This window comes from Bacillus inaquosorum KCTC 13429, assembly GCF_000332645.1.
Taxonomy (GTDB): domain Bacteria; phylum Bacillota; class Bacilli; order Bacillales; family Bacillaceae; genus Bacillus; species Bacillus inaquosorum.
The window spans coordinates 184774-198060 of the sequence record NZ_AMXN01000004.1 but is presented as its reverse complement, the minus strand read 5'-3'; the positions used below and the strand labels follow the sequence as shown (position 1 = coordinate 198060).

General features: G+C 46.2%; 21 protein-coding genes. All 21 read left to right on the top strand.

The features are described 5' to 3' along the window. Positions 1-172: 172 nt before the first annotated feature. The 21 genes from BSI_RS09660 to BSI_RS09760 all read left to right on the top strand — a co-directional run bounded on the left by BSI_RS09660 (position 173) and on the right by BSI_RS09760 (position 13287). On the top strand, positions 173-352 hold the full coding sequence (locus tag BSI_RS09660; RefSeq protein ID WP_003239135.1) for a YjzJ family protein: 180 nt from the start codon (positions 173-175) through the stop codon (positions 350-352). Further along, positions 339-1175 carry a hypothetical protein gene (locus BSI_RS09665; RefSeq protein ID WP_003239134.1) on the top strand — a complete coding sequence of 279 codons (837 nt, stop codon included), beginning with the start codon at positions 339-341 and terminating at the stop codon, positions 1173-1175. Before BSI_RS09660 ends, BSI_RS09665 begins: the two co-directional genes overlap by 14 nt. Next, positions 1075-1875 (top strand): ATP-binding protein, encoded by an 801-nt coding sequence (locus tag BSI_RS09670; RefSeq protein ID WP_080030836.1) that lies wholly within the window; start codon positions 1075-1077, stop codon positions 1873-1875. The genes BSI_RS09665 and BSI_RS09670 overlap by 101 nt, the downstream gene beginning before the upstream one ends. Continuing rightward, entirely contained in the window at positions 1875-2042 is a 168-nt protein-coding gene (locus BSI_RS09675) for a hypothetical protein (RefSeq protein WP_003239132.1), read from the top strand. The genes BSI_RS09670 and BSI_RS09675 overlap by 1 nt, the downstream gene beginning before the upstream one ends. 84 nt (positions 2043-2126) lie before the next feature. After that, on the top strand, positions 2127-2474 hold the full coding sequence (locus BSI_RS09680) for an XkdD/Y8K6 family phage-associated protein (protein WP_003239131.1): 348 nt from the start codon (positions 2127-2129) through the stop codon (positions 2472-2474). After that, the gene (xtrA, locus tag BSI_RS09685; RefSeq protein ID WP_003239129.1) at positions 2471-2677 is read left to right on the top strand and encodes a phage-like element PBSX protein XtrA; all 207 of its coding nucleotides are present in this window, start codon (positions 2471-2473) and stop codon (positions 2675-2677) included. Before BSI_RS09680 ends, xtrA begins: the two co-directional genes overlap by 4 nt. Positions 2678-2791: 114 nt before the next feature. Continuing rightward, positions 2792-3301 (top strand): sigma-70 family RNA polymerase sigma factor, encoded by a 510-nt coding sequence (locus BSI_RS09690; protein ID WP_003239128.1) that lies wholly within the window; start codon positions 2792-2794, stop codon positions 3299-3301. A gap of 117 nt (positions 3302-3418) precedes the next feature. Further along, positions 3419-4216, top strand: coding sequence for a phage terminase small subunit (xtmA, locus tag BSI_RS09695; protein WP_003239127.1), 798 nt, complete (start codon positions 3419-3421; stop codon positions 4214-4216). After that, a complete protein-coding gene (locus BSI_RS09700; protein WP_003239126.1) occupies positions 4213-5514 on the top strand; it encodes a PBSX family phage terminase large subunit in 1302 nt (433 codons plus the stop codon). The genes xtmA and BSI_RS09700 overlap by 4 nt, the downstream gene beginning before the upstream one ends. A gap of 3 nt (positions 5515-5517) precedes the next feature. Then, entirely contained in the window at positions 5518-7005 is a 1488-nt protein-coding gene (locus BSI_RS09705) for a phage portal protein (RefSeq protein ID WP_080030851.1), read from the top strand. Between the two features lie 19 nt (positions 7006-7024). Further along, entirely contained in the window at positions 7025-7852 is an 828-nt protein-coding gene (locus tag BSI_RS09710; protein WP_003239124.1) for an XkdF-like putative serine protease domain-containing protein, read from the top strand. 25 nt (positions 7853-7877) lie between these two features. Continuing rightward, entirely contained in the window at positions 7878-8813 is a 936-nt protein-coding gene (locus BSI_RS09715) for a phage major capsid protein (RefSeq protein ID WP_003232690.1), read from the top strand. A 21-nt stretch (positions 8814-8834) separates the two neighbouring features. Continuing rightward, a complete protein-coding gene (yqbG, locus tag BSI_RS09720; protein ID WP_003239123.1) occupies positions 8835-9218 on the top strand; it encodes a protein YqbG in 384 nt (127 codons plus the stop codon). Continuing rightward, positions 9215-9571: a YqbH/XkdH family protein gene (locus tag BSI_RS09725; protein ID WP_003239122.1), complete on the top strand. Its 357-nt coding sequence runs from the start codon at positions 9215-9217 to the stop codon at positions 9569-9571. Before yqbG ends, BSI_RS09725 begins: the two co-directional genes overlap by 4 nt. Further along, the gene (locus BSI_RS09730) at positions 9568-10053 is read left to right on the top strand and encodes an HK97 gp10 family phage protein (protein WP_003239120.1); all 486 of its coding nucleotides are present in this window, start codon (positions 9568-9570) and stop codon (positions 10051-10053) included. The genes BSI_RS09725 and BSI_RS09730 overlap by 4 nt, the downstream gene beginning before the upstream one ends. A 13-nt stretch (positions 10054-10066) precedes the next feature. Then, a complete protein-coding gene (locus tag BSI_RS09735; protein ID WP_003239119.1) occupies positions 10067-10507 on the top strand; it encodes a hypothetical protein in 441 nt (146 codons plus the stop codon). Between the two features lie 3 nt (positions 10508-10510). After that, positions 10511-10729: a YqzN/YkzM domain-containing protein gene (locus tag BSI_RS09740; RefSeq protein ID WP_003239117.1), complete on the top strand. Its 219-nt coding sequence runs from the start codon at positions 10511-10513 to the stop codon at positions 10727-10729. Continuing rightward, positions 10726-12126, top strand: a complete 1401-nt coding sequence (locus tag BSI_RS09745; protein WP_003239116.1) for a phage tail sheath family protein — start codon at positions 10726-10728, stop codon at positions 12124-12126. The genes BSI_RS09740 and BSI_RS09745 overlap by 4 nt, the downstream gene beginning before the upstream one ends. 1 nt (position 12127) lies before the next feature. Next, a complete protein-coding gene (locus BSI_RS09750) occupies positions 12128-12571 on the top strand; it encodes a phage tail tube protein (protein ID WP_003239114.1) in 444 nt (147 codons plus the stop codon). Positions 12572-12661: 90 nt separating this feature from the next. Further along, complete coding sequence (locus tag BSI_RS09755) at positions 12662-13108, top strand: phage tail assembly chaperone (RefSeq protein ID WP_003232676.1); 447 nt, start codon at positions 12662-12664, stop codon at positions 13106-13108. A 29-nt stretch (positions 13109-13137) separates the two neighbouring features. Beyond that, on the top strand, positions 13138-13287 hold the full coding sequence (locus BSI_RS09760; RefSeq protein ID WP_003239113.1) for a hypothetical protein: 150 nt from the start codon (positions 13138-13140) through the stop codon (positions 13285-13287).

The window sequence follows — 13287 nt, the reverse complement described above, 5'->3', positions numbered from 1 at the left end:
GACCTCTCTTTTTTAAACTCCCTAAGTTACTTATGATTATAGATACAATATGTATCAAAATAAAGTTATGATAAAAAAAGTATCAAAAATAACTTGATGATACAGATTGTATCGTTTATACTTGGTAACAGTTGATACGAAATGTATCAAAAAAGATTAGGAGAGTGATTACATGTATCCGATCCAAATTGTTTTTAGTAAAAATCCCATAGATCAGCGCCATCTCGGACAATCCGGCGGCACCATCTCGTTTACGGCATGCGGCCTTCCGGTGTTCCACTTTGAAACGCAAGAACAGTTTCTAACATACATGAAGTTAAAAGGAGAAGCGGCATACAATGAAAGTCGATAAAAGCTATCCTTTTCCTACCTATTCAGGATTATTGAATTCAGAACATTATGACAAAATCGGTCCGGCGCTATGGCTGTTTCTCTGGTTCATCAGCTCTACAACAAAAGAAATTGAAAAAGACGGAGTAAGCTGGGGAATCGTGCTCGGCCATAAGCCATTAAAAGCGAGAGAAATGGCGGCTGTATTCGGTGTGAGTGAAAAAACCGTCAGAAGATGGCTGGAGCTTCTCGAAACTCATGAGTACATAAAGGCTGTCCGTGCGCCATACGGACTGATGATTTCAGTAAAGCATTCCAAAAAATTCAGCTTCAGATCGGACAAAACTGCACACCAGAGCATAAAGGAACGGCCATTTTCGCCGCAGGCACCGGACACAGACGTCCGTTCAGATAAAGATAAAACAAACACATATACTGCTGCTGATGATGCAGTGGATCACATTGCGAAGCATTTTACACAATTACGGTCGGCTCAAGAAGGACGCATCGTGTATCCTTCCTCAAGAGATTATCAAGCCATCGCCCGTATTGTCGCCATCGGCGTTCCTGTGACGCAAACAATCAAATGGCTTGAGGAATGCTTTCAAGCCTTTGAAAACCGCCGAACCGCCGCTTCAGAAACAATCAAGGCCTTTCGCTACTGCTCGAAATTCATTGAAGACCGATTTTTCGCGCAGCAGGCCAAAAAGAATGCCGCAATTCAACATGAGAGGATGAAAAAAAATGACAAAACGAACAATCGAGCAAATTTTGGACGAGCTGAGAAAAGGGAGACGTCCATTACTGGCGGACAAACCGGCCGAATCAGACGCAAGCCGGTATGATTGCCCGCGATGCAAGGATCAGGGAGGCTATCTCATCCGCCAGAACGGCCTGGAAGTCTGGACGATGTGCAGCTGTATGGCAGAACGAAAAGTGAAGCGGCTGCTCGGTGCTAGTGAGATTACCCCCGCCTTCAGACAGCTGGGCTTCAAAGAATTCTGCATTGAGGGAAAACCGCAGGCCATAAAAGACGCGTTTGAATGCGCAAAAGAGTATGTGGCGGATTATGAACAAATCAAGGACGCCCGGAAAAACAGCATCGGCCTTTTAGGACAGCCCGGATCGGGGAAAACGCACCTTTTGACCGCTGTTGCCAATGAATTGATGAGAACACGCCATGTGCCGGTCATTTATTTTCCATTCGTGGAAGGCTTTACCGATCTTAAAAATGACTTTGATCTTTTGGAAGCGAAGCTGAACCGGATGAAGCAGGCAGATGTGCTGTTCATAGATGACCTGTTTAAACCGGTTAACGGCAAACCCCGCGCCACAGATTGGCAATTAGAGCAAATGTATTCGGTACTCAACTACCGCTACTTAAATCATAAACCGATTTTGCTTTCGAGCGAGCTGACGATTGAAACACTTGTACGGGTCGATGAAGCGCTCGGCACGAGAATCTACGAAATGTGCAGTGACTATTTAGTGATTATCAAAGGAGCAGCCTACGAGCTGAACCATAGATTGGAGGGCGTCAGATAATGTGCAAGCTTTGTCAGACGAAGAAAGTCATTGTGGAACATACCGGGATTGGAGCTATTTTTCATCCATGTCCGAACTGCCGATCCGGCACTGACTTAACGCCGGTCATTCAAAAGCTGGAGCAAATGCTGACAGCGGGAAAAGCGAGGCTGAATGTCCGTGATTAAACAACTGACAGCTTTAATTGCTTTGCTGTTTCGGGCAAAGCGAACAGAAAAAAACATTGAACAATGGTATAAGGATGACGGGAAGTGAAAGTAATGGCAAAAAAACAAGCAAAGAAAAGCCCTGCGCCGTGGCATGCTGTCCCGTGCGGGGATACGAAGCCGATCTATATTTATTCAGCATACAGTGAAGAAGAAAAAGAAAGATTCCCTTATTCAAACGGCCGGCTGATCGCCGCTGTATTCGACCTCAGCTCTTATTCGCAAAAAAGCAATGCCGCTTTGATGGCGGCTGCGCCTGAACTGCTGGAAGCGTCTAAAGCAGCTCTTGATTTTCTGAAAGGGAATTCTGTTCATTCTAAGGAGCGCATCATTCAGGGATTAGAAAAGGCCAAAAAAAGCGCTGAAATCAGAAAGGGAGGAAAAGAAACATGATCAGTCCTAAAAAACTGCTACATATCAATTCCATCACGCTGGAAAGCCAGCTGGAGGACGGAAAAATCCGCGTGATTATTGTGGATGGCATCAAGCAGGAAGCATGGATCACAGAAGCGCCGGAGCACGGAAAAACGCTCGTCGAAACGAGAAAGGGAGACCTTGCCCGCGTGGAATTTGAGATCGGCTACAAATTAAATTAAAGCGAAAACAGAATACGTCCAAGACGGAAAGCCTGCGGACACTGATCAACTGCACAGCATTTGTGCGTTGATTGGTGTCCGTTTTTTATTGCCAAAAATGAGGAGGATCATAGAATGCAAGACTTACTATTCGAATATAAACGCACGCTAAAACAAACAAAAACACAATATAAACCGCTCGCTGAAGCAGATGAATCCATGCTCTCAGCTGAAGAGATGAAGGATAAAAAAATCATCAGAAATATCATCACGGATCTTGAATATGTAACAGAATGGCTTGAAAAAGGAAGACAACCCGGCATCAGACGGGCGATTGACCGTCGTGATGCCTACCAGCGGCTGATGATCAAGGATCCGAGAATTATCGAATCATTTTCCAGCACGATGATGGTCGAGCCGGACGGACAGGTATCAGAAGAAGACAGAGAGAGAATCCGAGAAGCGTTAGCCTTGTTAACAGACAGAGAAAAAGAAATGTTTTTATTGCATAAGGTAGAATGCTTTTCTTATGAACGGATCGCTGATCTTCTCGGCGTGAAAAAATCGACTGTGCAAACAACTATCAAACGGGCAATCGTAAAAATGCAAAGGCAGCAGGAGGAAATGAATCGATCGCTTGCCTGAAAGCTTGTCATACGTTTGCCACCTATAAGTGAATAGAGCATGACACATAAGCGGCTGGCAAGATCAGCCGCTTTTATGAATAGACATCCATGCTGGAGGTGGCGGTGATGCCGTAGCATGAAAACACAACAGCGCGAACAAGCATTAGCAATCTATCAACAACATCAGGGAAACATCACAAATCGGGCGATTGCGGATATAATCGGCGTTTCTGCGAAAACAATCGGCATCTGGAAAAAACAAGACAAATGGAAACAGGCCTTGTTTTCTGAAACCAGAAACGAACAAAAACAGCGCCGGATAGACAATGATGAATTAAATGAACGCCAGCGGCTGTTTTGCCTGTATTATGTCAAAAGCTTCAATGCCACACAGTCAGCAATCAAAGCGGGCTATTCTCCGGACAGCGCCCATGTGACGGGCAGCCGGCTGTTAAAGAATGAAAAGGTCGCTGCTGAAATCAGACGCATTAAAAAAGAAATGGTCAATGAAATGTTTATTGAAGCGATGGATGTGCTGCAGGTTTATATCAAGATCGCGTTTGCGGATATTACGGACTATGTGACCTTCGGAAAAAAAGAGGTCCAGGCTGTCGGGAAATCGGGGCCGCTGTTTGATGAAGATGATAATCCGATTATGAAGGAAATCAGCTTTGTCGATGTCAAAGATTCCGGGCTCGTTGACGGCACCATTGTGACGGAAGCGAAGCTCGGCAAAGAAGGCATCGCCATCAAGCTGGCCGATAAAATGAAGGCGCTCGAGAAGCTGTCCTTATATTTCGATTTGTTTCCGGATCAATTTAAACAAAAAATTGAAAACGAGAAATTAAAGCTTGCCAAACAAAAAGCGGAGAAAACAGATGACAGCCAGGAGCCGATTGAAATCATGATCAAACGAAAAGAGGACAAGCCATGATTGTAAAAGAAATCAACCCTCATTTCGAAGATTACGTATTCAATTGGGAGCAGACGTACCAGTTTCTCGTAGGCGGCTACGGCTCATCCAAAAGCTATCATACCGCATTGAAAATCGTGTTAAAGCTGCTGAAGGAAAAACGGACGGCTCTTGTTATCCGCGAGGTGTTCGATACCCATCGGGATTCGACCTTCGCCTTGTTTCAAGAGGTGATTGAAGAGCTCGGCCTTACAAAGGCTGTGGCAGCCCTTTCTTCCCCGCTGCAGCTGCGTTTTCAAAACGGCAGCCGGATCATGTTCAAAGGTATGGATAATCCGGCAAAATTAAAATCAGTTCATAACATTTCATTAATATGGATTGAAGAATGCTCAGAGGTGAAGTATGAAGGCTTTAAGGAATTAATCGGCCGACTTCGCCACCCCGAGCTGAAGCTTCATATGATCTGCACCACCAATCCCGTCGGCACCTCCAATTGGACGTACCGGCATTTTTTTCGGGATGAACGCAATAAACGGTTTGTGCTGGATGACAGCGAGCTGTACGAAAAGCGGACGATTGTCAAGGGAGATACGTATTATCATCATTCCACAGCAAACGACAATCTCTTTCTCCCGAAAAGCTATGTGAATCAGCTTGACGGACTCAAGGCGTATGATCCTGACCTGTACCGGATTGCCCGCAAAGGCCGATTCGGCGTCAACGGGATCAGGGTCCTGCCGCAGTTTGAGGTGCTTCCGCATGACCAAGTAAAAGAACGTATCGCAGCCATCAGCAAGCCGATTTTTCGAACAGGCATGGATTTTGGGTTCGAGGAATCCTATAATGCCGTCGTCCGGCTCGCTGTCGATCCTGAGAAAAAACACCTCTACATTTATTGGGAGTATTATCAAAACAAAATGACAGATGACAGGACGGCTGAGGAGCTGCGTGAGTTTATTGACACACAGGAATTGATCAAAGCCGACTCCGCTGAGCCTAAAAGCATTCAATATTTCCGCCAGCAGGGCTTTCGGATGGTCGGAGCCAGAAAGTTTCCCGGCTCCAGGCTTCAATATACCAAAAAGGTGAAACGATTCAAAAAGATCTTCTGTTCGGACCGCTGTGAAAATGTCATCTATGAGCTCAAGTCGCTAACGTATGCTAAAGATAAAAACGGCGCGCTGATAGAGGATGAATTCACGATTGACCCGCATACGCTTTCTGCCATTTGGTATGCGCTTGATGATTATGAGGTTGCTGATATGAAAGAGACAGCAAACAAACGTATCCGGCCGAACCGGGAAAGGAGGAGGTCATAAATGATGCACAATCAAACAGTCAGAGCAACTGTATTCAAAGCCAATTCCGCCGCTCCTCAGACAAAGCAAATCTATGAAGATGACTTTTCTGAGCTGTACGGAGAGGATATTATCGCACCGCCCTACAATATCATCGAGCTCAAAACCATTGCTGAATACTCGACCATTCTTCAGCAATGCATAGATGCGTACAGAGTTAATATTACAGGTTTTGGCTTTGATGTTGAGTATACGTTTGATGTTAACGCCACTGACGTTGATCAGGCGAAAAAGAAAAGGGCGGAAAAAGACTGGGCCAGACTTGAAGCCTTTTATAAATGTCTTCATTTTGACGAATCAGCCGAAATGATTTTAGGCTATGCCATCGAAGACAGAGAAAAAACAGGCAACGGCTTTATGGAAGTGCTTCGGGACGGGATGGGAAAACCGGCTGGCATCGAATATTTAGATGTGAAAAATATGCGTGTATGCGGAGCCGGCGAGCCTGTTGAAGTATCTTTTATGTATGAAGAAAACGGAAAAGTGAAGAGAATCAAAAGGCAAAAACGTTTCCGAAAATATGTGCAGATGATCAATGGAAAAAAAGTATTTTTTAAAGAATACGGTGATCCGAGAAAAATGGACATGCGCACGGGTGAATATGTGAGCACATTGGCAGAGAAATATCAAGCGAATGAAGCCATTCACCTCAAAATCGGAAGCGGCGTATACGGCGTGCCTCGCTGGGTAGGGAATATCGTCAATCTATACGGAGCGCGAAAAGCGGAAGAACTCAATTTTATGTATTTTAAGCAGGGCCGTCACGTCCCCGCTGCGATTACAGTTGAAAACGGGATGCTGTCGGAAGCTTCTTATCGGGAGCTGCAAGAGTACATGAATGATCTTGAAGGCGTGGAAAACGCCCATAAATTTCTCCTGATTGAAGCGGAAGGAATCGCAAAAGAGAAGGATCTTCATGGGGGCGAGGATATTACGCCGGTTTCCGTGGAAATCAAGTCCTTGGCGGAAATTCTCCAGAACGACGCCTTGTTTCTTGAGTACGATGAAAAAAGCAGAAATAAGCTGCGCTCGGCGTTCCGCCTCCCGCCTCTGTATACAGGCGAGGCGCAGGAATACAACCGGGCGACAGCTGATACCGCTAGAAAAATTACGGAGGAGCAGGTCTTTCAGCCGGAGCGAAAAACGCTCGTGAATAAACTGAACACGCTGCTTTTGCCGGAGCTGAATATCCATGACGTCAGGCTGACATTAAAAGGACCGGACTTTCGTGATCCGCTTGAGATTGCGAAAGTGCTCGGTCCTTTTATTACAGCCGGTGCGGTCTCGCCGAATGATTTACGCGATCTTGCAGGGCGGGTGCTTGGCAAAACGCTGGAGGAGTGGCCTGAGGAAATCTATAAACGGCCTGCAGGACAGGATGCGGAAAAGGCAAACCTGGCTGCGCTCATGCAGGAGCTGAAAGAAAGCATCGAAGCGATCAAAACGTCCTGAAGGGAGGTGAATCAAGCAGGTGGCGCGGGAATTAAGAAATGCCAAAATCAGCTTTGTCAGTTATGTAGACAAGGCGGCTAATCAGACAGAATTTTTCTTTACGAAGTCAGACGGACCTCCGTCATTTGAAAAAAAGGTTCGGCTGTTTACAAAAAGTGAGCAGGATGAACAAAAGCTCGTGTACGGAATCGTGTATGAGCCTGATGTTCCTGATGCCCACGGCGATTATATGACCGCTGAGGAAATTGAAAAAGCGGCGCACGGCTTTCTCGCGGAGGCAAGGGAGATTGATATCAATCACAGCTTTGAGGGCGGAACCGGCGTCGTGGTCGAGTCATATGTGGCGCCCGATGATTTTATGATCGGGTCAAAACGGATTACAAAGGGGTCGTGGGTGCTTGTGACAAGAGCGTCTGACGAGGTGTGGGAGCAGATCAAGGCTGGAATCATCACCGGCTACAGCATGGCGGGCACTGCTGATGTGTATGAAGAAGAACCGGTTGAAAAAGCGGGATTCTTCAGTGTATTCAAGCAGATGCTGACTGACAAAACAGGGAAGGAGACTGAAGAAATGAGAAAAGAAGACATGAAAGAATCATTCGAGCATGCGCTTTACCCTCTGCTCAAACGGCTTGAGCGGATTGAAAAAAACACAGACACGGAGGAAAAGCCGGAGCAGACGGGTGATGACGAGCGTCTGAAAAAGCTCGTTGAGGACATGCTTGCCCCGCTGATCGAACGAATCGAAGCTTTGGAAAAAGCGCGAGGCGCGTCTAAGCAGACAGCGGACGATGCGGGCAACAATACAGAGCAAGTCAAAAAATCAATCTGGAGCGGACTGCTGTAAAACCAGTCAAAGAGGAGGAAATCAATTGAGAAATCAAGAGATCATTCGGAAAGCGGAAATGTCGCTTTCTGCTTTAAAAAGCGGCGGACTTATGAACCCTGCGCAAGCATCGGCTTTTATCCGCATGGTGCAAAACACGCCGACCATTTTCAGTGAATCCCGCGTGATTCAAATGGAAAACGACTCGCAAAAATTTGAGAAAATCGGCTTCGGCCAGCGTATTCTGCGGGCTGCACAAGAAGGAAAAGCACTGTCAAACGACGAGCTGACAGTTCCAACGACAAGCACTGTCCAGCTGAACACGAAGGAAGTCATTGCGGAAATCAACATTACGTATGACACACTCGAAAACAATATTGAAAAAGACGGCCTTCAGCAGACGATCATGCAGATTTTAGCAGAGCGCGCAGCCGTTGATATTGAAGAGCTGATTGTAAACGGTGATACAGCATCAGCTGATCCGTATCTGGCACAGCTGGACGGCATCCGCAAACAAGCGGTGTCCCACATCGTTGACATGAACGGTGAAGAACTGTCCAGAGCGACATTCAAGAAAGGCTTAAAGGCTGTTCCGCCGAAATATTTGCGCATCCCTCAGGAATTCAGATTCTATACGTCGCACGGCTTAGAAGTTGAATGGAAGGACCGCGTGGCAGACCGCCAGACAAACCTTGGGGACCAGGCTGTTCAGGGCGGCTTGTCAACAGCATTCGGCGTACCGGTCAAAGGGGTATCCAATATTCAGCCGTACACAGTCGGAGAGGGAGACGCGCAATATGACGCTTCCGATATCATTCTCACCCATCCGAAAAATATCATTCTCGGCTTCTCCCGCAATATCCGAATTGAAGTCGACAAAGACATTCGCTCACGTAAATTCATTATTGTCTTAACGGCCAAGCTGGACAGCAAGTTCGAGGAAGAGGATGCCTGCGCTAAATTAATTAACGTAAAAGAATAATAGAAACGGGGTGGTCAGCTCATGCTCATTGAACCGACTGACGTAGCCTCCTATTCGGTCTATGATCGAGTAAAAAACAGACCGGAAGAACTGCTGGCGCAGGATATCATCGAGGCGGAAGCGGAAGCGGCTCTCATCACGGGCCACCGCTTTGAAGACAGCGTTTATGACCCGCTGCCCGACAAGGCGAAATTGGCTTTGCTGAAGTTAGCCCAGTATTTTGCGCTTGTGAACAGCGATGAATCAGCCTCATCAAGCTATCAGTCTGAAAAAATGGGGGATTATTCCTACACGGTTTCCGGAGAAGGCGGCATTCAGCGGCCAGTGGTGTATCATTTGCTCGAAGAGTTTATTACGCCGGGCTACGTCCCTGAGTCCTCCAGACTGAAGGTGAGGTCCTTATGAGCTATCAGCGGATGCTCATCCATCGCTGCGACATTTATCATGAAGCAGCTCAAGCGCCGTCTGCAGGCCGATTTGGGATTCCGGCGGACAAGCTGCAGCCGGTGACTTCATATCCGGATACACCCGATGAACAAGATGTCCCTTGCTATTTTACTGAAAAAACGCAGCAGCTGATCCAGGAGGAGCCTGATCAAACTGTATATCACAGCTTTCTCGTCCATTTTCCGTTGTCAGCGGACATCCGCGTGAACGATAAAATCATTTGGGAGAATCATAAATATATACTAAAGCTGCCGAAAAGGATCAGGCATCATCATTGGGAAGTCATCGCGGTCAGGGATGAAAGCCTATGAAAATAGCGGGGCTGAAACAGCTAAACACGTCATTAAAAAAGGCGGCATCAGGCGGATTTTCGCGTCAGGCGTCCCAGTGGCTTGAAGAGTGCGGGCAAGATTTTCTGGAGATCGTCCAATCTGAACTCATCAGCACACAAACGATTGATACAGAAAAACTGCTCAGTTCCTTTGAGAAAGGCGCAGAGGACAATCTCTGGATTGTGCAAAGCGGCGGGCTTTCGCTTGTGGTGGGTACACAGCTTGATCACGCCTCATTTCTTAATGACGGCCATTGGACTTCAAAAGAAGACGTGAGATGGGTGCCGGGGCATTTCCAAGGCTCGCGGTTTATTTATGATCCCGCGGCTTCAACGGGAATGGCGCTCAAGAGAAAATGGATCCCGGGCACGAGCTACTGGGATCATGCACTTCTTTTATATGAACAGCTGTTTGAAAAATCGCTGGAAAACAAATTGCGCCAGTGGCTGAAGAAGCTATAAAGGAGGGAACAGGATGAACAGCGAAACAGGATCGATCATGGCATTTTTGTACAGCCGGTGGTCTGTTCCCATTTATGAACGTGAGCTGCCTGATCAGTTTCAGGTGCCGTCGTTATACGTCCCATCGCCATCTGTTTTCGAGGAAACAGATACGGTCTCCACATTTAAAAAAACCTATAGTCTCAATGTGAAGCTGTTTCATGTTGACTCCGTTCAGGCGCTTGATGAAGCGGACAGGCTAGCGGATACCATCAGAGAAGTGAGAAGTATGGTTCCGCTGCTGAGTGAATCAGGTGAGAAAACGGGGGATATGGTCCGCATCACCCGAATTGAGACAAGGGTAGGAGACAGGGGCGAGGCGGTCATGGTGATCAGGTGGAGCAGCCGGTATTATTATCACAAAACAGAACATCCTGTCTTACAGGATATCGACATGAACAGCGGGGTGAAATAAGCGGTGGCAAAGGACAAACAACAGAAGAAGGCTGTACATACAAAGAGCCGGGAAACTCTTTTTGATACAGCGGATTTGATTAAGCACGCGAAGGAGCTGTTCGGCGTTAAGCCGGATATCCTTCAGGGGGCTTTATTTGGCGTGGATCAAACACGTATGACGAAATCAGAAGCCAATCAATTGATTCAAACATTTCTAACCAAGGAGGTCATGTCATCATGAATGGCGGAACATTTACAACAGGAAAAGAAAAAGAACGTGCAGGCATTTATTTTAACTTTAAAACGACAGCGCAGGAGCGGGTGTCACTCGGAGAACGGGGAACAGTCGCACTCCCGGTTGCATCAAGCTGGGGGGAAGCGAAAACGTTTGTCTCCATTTCCAGCGTAGAAGATTTAAATAAAAAAGTGGGCCTCAGCATTGATGATCCATCATTATTGCTTTTGCGTGAAGCAAAGAAAAATGCGAAAACGGTATTAATGTACCGTCTAACCGAAGGTGTCCGAGCGTCTGCTGATATTGCTGAAGGTGTCAAAGCGACTGCTGTATATGGCGGATCAAAAGGAAATGACATTATCATCCGCATTAACCCCAATGTGCTGGATGCTGCTTCTTTCGATGTGACAACGTATATGGATGAGTCAGAGGTTGATAAACAGACCGTCAAAAAAGCTGAAGAATTAACAGCTAACGGCTATGTCACCTTTACCGGAACAGGCGATCTTTCTTCGACGATTCCGCTCACTGGATCAGAAGGGGAGACTGCAGCTGAATCTCTGAATGCATCTGCAGGAATCCGTTTATCCGGCGGTACGGATAAAGCCCCTGTCAACTCCGACTATACAGATTTCTTAGCCGCAGCTGAAACGGAGAATTTTGATGTGATTGCGCTGCCTGTTGCGGAAGGTGATCAGCTGAAGGCGACATTTGCTGCTTTCATTAAGCGTCTGCGCGACGGCCAAGGACAAAAAGTGCAAGGGGTCACAGCGAATTATGCGGGTGACTATGAAGGCATCATCAACGTAACAGAAGGTGTGCTTCTCGAAGATGGCACGGAAGTTACGCCGGACAAAGCAACGGCTTGGGTAGCTGGAGCGAGCGCAGGAGCAACCTTTAACCAATCACTGACGTTCGTTGAGTACGAAGGCGCCGTTGATGTGTTACACCGCCTTGACCACGATACGATTGTTGAACGTCTGGGCAAAGGCGAATTTTTATTCACATTCGACGCCCGCGATAAATCCGTCAGCGTAGAAAAAGACATTAACTCACTCGTCACGTTTACAGCCGAGAAAAACAAAAAATTTGCGAAAAACAAAATCGTCCGTGTCCTGGACGCCGTAAATAATGATTTAACACGCGAGCTGAAAGCCTTAATTAAATCAAGAAAAGGCAGCGGAAGCGATATTCCGGCGTCTGAAGACGGACTTCAGTATGTGAAAACGATGATCACGCAATACATGACAACTCTTCAGGATGCTGGCGGCATCACTGGCTTTGATTCTGATGAAGATATCACCATTTCAATGAATGAAGACCGTGACGGCTTCTTGATTGACCTGGCTGTACAGCCTGTCGACGCAGCAGAAAAATTCTACTTTAATGTGGAGGTAAACTAATATGGCATTAAAAGCTCAAAACACAATTTCAGGTAAAGAAGGCCGCTTATTTCTTGATGGCGAAGAAATGGCGCACATCAAAACATTTGAAGCAAACGTCGAGAAAAACAAGTCTGAAGTAAACATTATGGGCCGCCGCATGACAGGCCATAAAACAACAGGGGCAAACGGAACTGGAACAGCAACGTTTTATAAAGTCACATCAAAATTCGTGATCCTGATGATGGACTATGTCAAAAAAGGCAGCGACCCATACTTCACACTCCAAGCTGTTTTGGATGATCAATCCTCCGGCCGGGGCACAGAGCGAGTCACGCTGTACGACGTCAACTTTGACTCTGCCAAAATCGCAAGCCTTGATGTCGATTCAGAAGCGTTAGAGGAAGAAGTTCCATTTACATTCGAAGACTTCGACGTGCCTGAAAAGCTTTCTGACACGTTTTAATCAAAGCTGAACAAGCCATACGCAGACCTTTCTGAGAAAGGTCTGTTTTTTACACGATGAAATCAATCAAAAGACAAGGGAGTTTTTTACATGAGCGAGAAGAACGAAAACGTATATGATCTTTCCTTTTTTATGCCGGGAAAAACAATTGAAGCTGAGGAAATCAAAGTGCCGATCTCAAAGCGTTTTGTTGATAAAAAAGGGAATGTCATTCCGTTTATTTTAAAACCGATTACAACCGAACGAATTGATGAATTGGAGAAAGAAAATACCACATTTAAAAATGTGAAAGGCCGCGGCCGTGTTAAAGATTTAGACTCCCAGCGCTTTTATGCGAGAATTGCTATCGAATCCACTATATATCCTGATTTTCGTTCAAAAGATTTAAGGGAAGCATACAAAACAGCGGATCCGGTAGAAGTTGCGAAACGTGTACTATCTGTAGGGGGAGAGTATGCGAACTGGCTGAATAAAGCAATTGAAATCAATGGTTTTGAGGATGATCTTGAAGATCTAGAAGAAGAAGCAAAAAACTAGTAAAGGATGGTGATAAGGAAGCTGTGTATTTGTATTATGCAATGCATGAGCTTCATTATTCGCCATCCCAGCTTCTTGAATTATATGAAGCACCAAAACACTTTAAAGCTCTTTTATTTGGGTTGATAGGATATAAGCTAGATCTATTAGAAAAAGAATCAAGGAGAGGAGGGAATTAA

Excerpts from the sequence above, each read along its gene's own strand:
- xtrA (WP_003239129.1), top strand. The coding sequence starts at position 2,471 with ATGATCAGTCCTAAAAAACTGCTACATATCAATTCCATCACGCTGGAA.
- xtmA (WP_003239127.1), top strand. The coding sequence starts at position 3,419 with ATGAAAACACAACAGCGCGAACAAGCATTAGCAATCTATCAACAACAT.
- BSI_RS09705 (WP_080030851.1), top strand. The coding sequence starts at position 5,518 with ATGCACAATCAAACAGTCAGAGCAACTGTATTCAAAGCCAATTCCGCC.
- BSI_RS09755 (WP_003232676.1), top strand. The coding sequence starts at position 12,662 with ATGAGCGAGAAGAACGAAAACGTATATGATCTTTCCTTTTTTATGCCG.
- BSI_RS09735 (WP_003239119.1), top strand. The coding sequence starts at position 10,067 with ATGAACAGCGAAACAGGATCGATCATGGCATTTTTGTACAGCCGGTGG.
- BSI_RS09690 (WP_003239128.1), top strand. The coding sequence starts at position 2,792 with ATGCAAGACTTACTATTCGAATATAAACGCACGCTAAAACAAACAAAA.
- BSI_RS09675 (WP_003239132.1), top strand. The coding sequence starts at position 1,875 with ATGTGCAAGCTTTGTCAGACGAAGAAAGTCATTGTGGAACATACCGGG.
- BSI_RS09700 (WP_003239126.1), top strand. The coding sequence starts at position 4,213 with ATGATTGTAAAAGAAATCAACCCTCATTTCGAAGATTACGTATTCAAT.
- BSI_RS09665 (WP_003239134.1), top strand. The coding sequence starts at position 339 with ATGAAAGTCGATAAAAGCTATCCTTTTCCTACCTATTCAGGATTATTG.
- BSI_RS09660 (WP_003239135.1), top strand. The coding sequence starts at position 173 with ATGTATCCGATCCAAATTGTTTTTAGTAAAAATCCCATAGATCAGCGC.
- yqbG (WP_003239123.1), top strand. The coding sequence starts at position 8,835 with ATGCTCATTGAACCGACTGACGTAGCCTCCTATTCGGTCTATGATCGA.
- BSI_RS09670 (WP_080030836.1), top strand. The coding sequence starts at position 1,075 with ATGACAAAACGAACAATCGAGCAAATTTTGGACGAGCTGAGAAAAGGG.
- BSI_RS09745 (WP_003239116.1), top strand. The coding sequence starts at position 10,726 with ATGAATGGCGGAACATTTACAACAGGAAAAGAAAAAGAACGTGCAGGC.
- BSI_RS09730 (WP_003239120.1), top strand. The coding sequence starts at position 9,568 with ATGAAAATAGCGGGGCTGAAACAGCTAAACACGTCATTAAAAAAGGCG.
- BSI_RS09725 (WP_003239122.1), top strand. The coding sequence starts at position 9,215 with ATGAGCTATCAGCGGATGCTCATCCATCGCTGCGACATTTATCATGAA.
- BSI_RS09750 (WP_003239114.1), top strand. The coding sequence starts at position 12,128 with ATGGCATTAAAAGCTCAAAACACAATTTCAGGTAAAGAAGGCCGCTTA.